The sequence below is a fragment of the Rhodoferax sp. genome, from assembly GCF_011391645.1.
Lineage (GTDB): Bacteria > Pseudomonadota > Gammaproteobacteria > Burkholderiales > Burkholderiaceae_C > Rhodoferax.
Map to the genome: position 1 here is coordinate 1 of NZ_JAABQC010000147.1, position 3,947 is coordinate 3,947.

General features: G+C 60.7%; 4 protein-coding genes. All 4 read left to right on the forward strand.

What is annotated here, in order from left to right; translation table 11 throughout:
- Window positions 1–159 precede the first annotated feature (159 nt).
- Window positions 160–1,986, forward strand: a complete 1,827-nt coding sequence (locus GPS82_RS13375) for a VWA domain-containing protein (protein WP_296495539.1) — start codon at window positions 160–162, stop codon at window positions 1,984–1,986.
- A gap of 104 nt (window positions 1,987–2,090) precedes the next feature.
- The gene (locus GPS82_RS13380; protein ID WP_296495541.1) at window positions 2,091–2,708 is read left to right on the forward strand and encodes a hypothetical protein; all 618 of its coding nucleotides are present in this window, start codon (window positions 2,091–2,093) and stop codon (window positions 2,706–2,708) included.
- A 13-nt stretch (window positions 2,709–2,721) separates the two neighbouring features.
- Window positions 2,722–3,045 (forward strand): ferredoxin FdxA, encoded by a 324-nt coding sequence (gene fdxA, locus GPS82_RS13385; RefSeq protein ID WP_296495544.1) that lies wholly within the window; start codon window positions 2,722–2,724, stop codon window positions 3,043–3,045.
- 31 nt (window positions 3,046–3,076) lie between these two features.
- On the forward strand, window positions 3,077–3,947 hold an 871-nt coding region (locus GPS82_RS13390), incomplete at its 3' end, for an NnrS family protein (RefSeq protein ID WP_296495546.1).

The window sequence follows — 3,947 nt, forward strand, 5'->3', positions numbered from 1 at the left end:
CATGATGTTTTCATGTGTGCAATGCGGCCAGTGCCTGACCGCCTGTGATGCCACTCAGCAAGACCAAGAGCGCACGCCCACGCTGGAATGGCAGGTTGGCGTTGAAGCGCTGCGCGAAACCTTGCGCCAACGCAAGCGCGAACAAGCTGAGCGGCACTGATGGAAGAAATGATCGGACGCTGGTGGCACCAGGCCATCACCAAGGCCACGCGCCTGGACCACCCGGCTGCTGCAGTGCAACTGCAGGACATGCAAAAAACCATTGGCATCTTTTTTCGCGCGGCCGGTGGACCGAACTCGCTGCGATTTACCCCGGCTTCGCTGCAGGCTGTCGGTGGTCAGCGGCACTGGGCGCAAAAGCTGGCGGGCAGCGGCCAACGTGCTGACACGGCCCAGTTAGAGCCCGATGTGCTGGCGCTCCCGGCCACACTTGCCGTGTTCGACGATGCGCAACTGAACCGCGACCTGTACCTTTGGCTGGCGATGCTGTCGGCGTGTTGGCTACCCGGCAGTCACTGGATCAGGGACAACCTGCGCGCCACCCAGGTGGCGCTGGCACAATTCCCGGGCTTTGCCGCAAGGTACCAGGGGCTGCTGCAGGCGCACTTGGCGCAACGCCCGAAGCTGCAACATTCAGGTGGGGAGAAATGGCAGGCTGAGTCCGCAGTCCAGGCCGCTTTGAGAGAGCAAGTGACTGACGAAGTGCGCCACCAAGCCCAGGATGTCGCCCCAGTCTGGCTCTGGCTGAGCGCCTCGACTCCCCCCGTCGCTGATCGCCCGGCCGGTCAGAAAGACGCGCAGGCAAGCCAACAAGCCGGTGCGCTCAAGGACAAACTGCGCCGCCGTACCCAAGCCACCTCCCACGAGCAGAGTCGCAATCCCATGGTGTTGCCGTTTCGCGCGGAATCCATCATGTCGTGGAGCGAAATGGTGCATGTCAACCGCAGTACCGATGACGAAGAAGACGGTAACGCCCTGAACGCGGCCAACGACATGGACAAACTGTCGATCGCCCCTGATGGGCAAACGCTGGCCTCGCGCGTCAAATTCGACCTGGATTTGCCCAGCAGCAGCACCGACGACACACCCGTGGGTCCCGGCATCGCCCTGCCGGAGTGGGACTATCGGCGTGTTGTGCTGCAGCCAGCGCATTGCCTGGTGCAGGTGATGCAAGCCCAACACTGCGCGCCCTTCATTCCCTCGGTAGCCCTGCGCCTGACGGCCAAACGCCTGCGCCGCCGCCTTGAAACCTTGCGCGATGCCCCGCGCGCCGTGCATGGCCAAGACAGCGGAGATGACATTGACCTGGACGCGTGGGTGCGCTTTCACGCCGACCAGCTCGACGTGGCCACACCTTACAGCGACACACCGTCCATTTACACGCGCCGGGCCCGGCTGGACCGCAGCTTGGCCACGCTGCTGCTGGCCGACCTGTCCTTGTCCACAGATGCCTACGCCACGGAAAAATCGCGTGTCATCGATGTGATCCGTGACGCGCTGTTTGTTTTTGGCGAGGCGCTGCACGCCGCCGGTGACCCGTTCGCCATCTGGGGCTTCAGTTCGGTGCGCCGCCAGCATGTGCGCATGCAGCACCTCAAAACCTTTGCTGAGTCCTGGAGCGACGCCAGCCGGGCGCGGGTTGGCGCCATCAAGCCCGGTTATTACACCCGCATTGGCGCTGCGATTCGCCACGCCACCCTGCAACTGGCCGACCGACCCGAGCGCAAGCGCCTGCTGATGCTGCTCACCGATGGCAAACCCAACGACCTGGATGTTTATGAAGGTCGCTATGGCCTGGAAGACACCCGGCAGGCGGTGCGTGAGGCGCACGCTGCCGGTTTGATCCCGTTTTGCGTCACCATTGATGAGAAAGCCCACGACTACCTGCCCATGCTGTTCGGCCAAAACGGCTACGCCATGGTGCACAAACCGCAAGACCTGGTGCGGCAACTCACGCAGGCCTGGGCCACGCTGTCGCGTCGCTGATCCCATGGTGCGGCAACGCATGTGCGCATCAGCAAAGTAACCATTTCCCCGGCAGTTCTATTAGAGTCATGTAAAATGAATCTTTAAATATTTGGAGCCCCTTGATGATGCATATGGAGTCCCCGGCATTTTTCAAACGGATTCCGGAGATCACCCTGATCGATCCGTTGGCCGATTTTTTGGGCGCTGCTGAAGGCGGTCTGATGCGTTATGGCTATACCGATGCCGTCAAGCTGGCAGGCCATTCGTGTCCCACGGTGGCGTCAGCCTATTGGCTCGGCGTGCGCGCCCTGCAACTCCTTTATCCCGATGCGGTGCCACTGCGCGGCGGCGTCGCTGTTGATCTGAGACAGACATTGGAGTCTGGCACCACCGGTGTGGTGGCCAATGTCCTGGGTCAACTGACGGGCGCTGCCAGCAGCGGCGGTTTTGCAGGTATCGGCGGGCGTTTTGTACGCCGCGACCTGATGCGGTTTGGTGTTGATATTCCGTCTGAAATTCGCTTCACGCGCACCGATAGCGGCCAGGCCGTGCTGGCCCAGTGCCATGTGCAGAGGGTGCATGCCGATCCCCGGACCATGCCCTTGATGAAAGCCTGTTTGTCAGGTACCGCCACGGCGGCGCAGCGGCAAGAATTTGGCCAGCTTTGGCAGGCGCGAGTTGAGGAACTGTTGCTGGTGCATGGTTTTGACGATGCCGTGTTTGAACTCCGGCCCGTGTGAAAGAGCAATCACCATGACCTTTGTCGTGACTGAATCGTGCATCCGTTGCAAATACACCGACTGCGTCGATGTTTGCCCGGTGGATGCTTTCCGCGAGGGCGCCAATTTTTTGGTGATTGATCCTGACGATTGCATTGATTGCGCCGTGTGTGTGCCGGAGTGCCCGGTGAATGCAATTTATGCCGAAGAAGATGTGCCGGCCAAGCAGCAGGATTTCATCGCGCTCAACGCAGAACTCGCACCTCAATGGAAAATGATCACCAAGACCAAGGCTGGTCTGCCCGATGCAGATGAATGGGCCAAGATTGAGCACAAACTCCCGGAACTCAAACGTTGATCGCTAAATTTGCGATGGAACAGGGCTTGTGATGTCACGCTGGCGCTTTAGCCACTTGTTGCTGGCACCGCATCGTCTGGCATTTTTTATGGCCGCCGTGATGCTGAGTACTTCTGCGCTCTGGTGGGCGACTCTGTTGCTGGCGCGCGCTTTTCAGTGGTCGCTGAGTCCGGCCGTTCCTGCGCCCTTGATGCACGCGCTGCTGATGAGCCAGGGGTATATGCCGCTATTTTTTGCCGGCTTTTTGTACACCGCCGGGCCAAAATGGCTCAAACTGCCTGCGGTCAGTGCGCGCAGCCTGTTGCCCGCGCTGGCGACCGTGATGGCCGGGTGGGCGGTGGCCTGGTTCGGGATGCACTGGCAATTGCAGTGGGCGGCTCTCGGAATAGGGCTGGTGGCGCTGGGTTGGACGTTACTGAGCCTGCGCTTTGCCCACATGGTCTGGTGCAGCCGGGCCAGCGACAAAATGCACACCACCTTGGTCAGTGCCGCCTGCCTGGTCGGCGCGGCTGTGATGTGGTGGGTCACCTTGTCGCTGGTTTTTAATTCAATAACTCTGCTTCGCAGCGGCATTCAACTGGGCATCTGGTGGTTTTTGGCACCCGTATTTGCGGTGGTGTCGCACCGCATGATTCCGTTCTTTAGCGCCAGTTTGATCGAAAAACTTGATACCTGGCGGCCCAACTGGGTGCTGGCGGTCATGCTTGGCACGCTGCTGTTTGAGGGGCTGGTCAGCGTGGCTGACCTGTGGTGGTGGCCCGTGCCCTCAGCGTTGCGCTGGCTGCAAATGGGGGTGGAAGCGCCGTTGGCATTGCTGATGCTGGGTTTGGCGCTGCGCTGGGGCTTTGTTCAAAGCCTGAAGATCCGCCTACTGGCCATGTTGCACGGTGGTTTTGTCTGGT

Excerpts from the sequence above, each read along its gene's own strand:
- GPS82_RS13380 (WP_296495541.1), top strand. The coding sequence starts at position 2,091 with ATGATGCATATGGAGTCCCCGGCATTTTTCAAACGGATTCCGGAGATC.
- fdxA (WP_296495544.1), top strand. The coding sequence starts at position 2,722 with ATGACCTTTGTCGTGACTGAATCGTGCATCCGTTGCAAATACACCGAC.
- GPS82_RS13375 (WP_296495539.1), top strand. The coding sequence starts at position 160 with ATGGAAGAAATGATCGGACGCTGGTGGCACCAGGCCATCACCAAGGCC.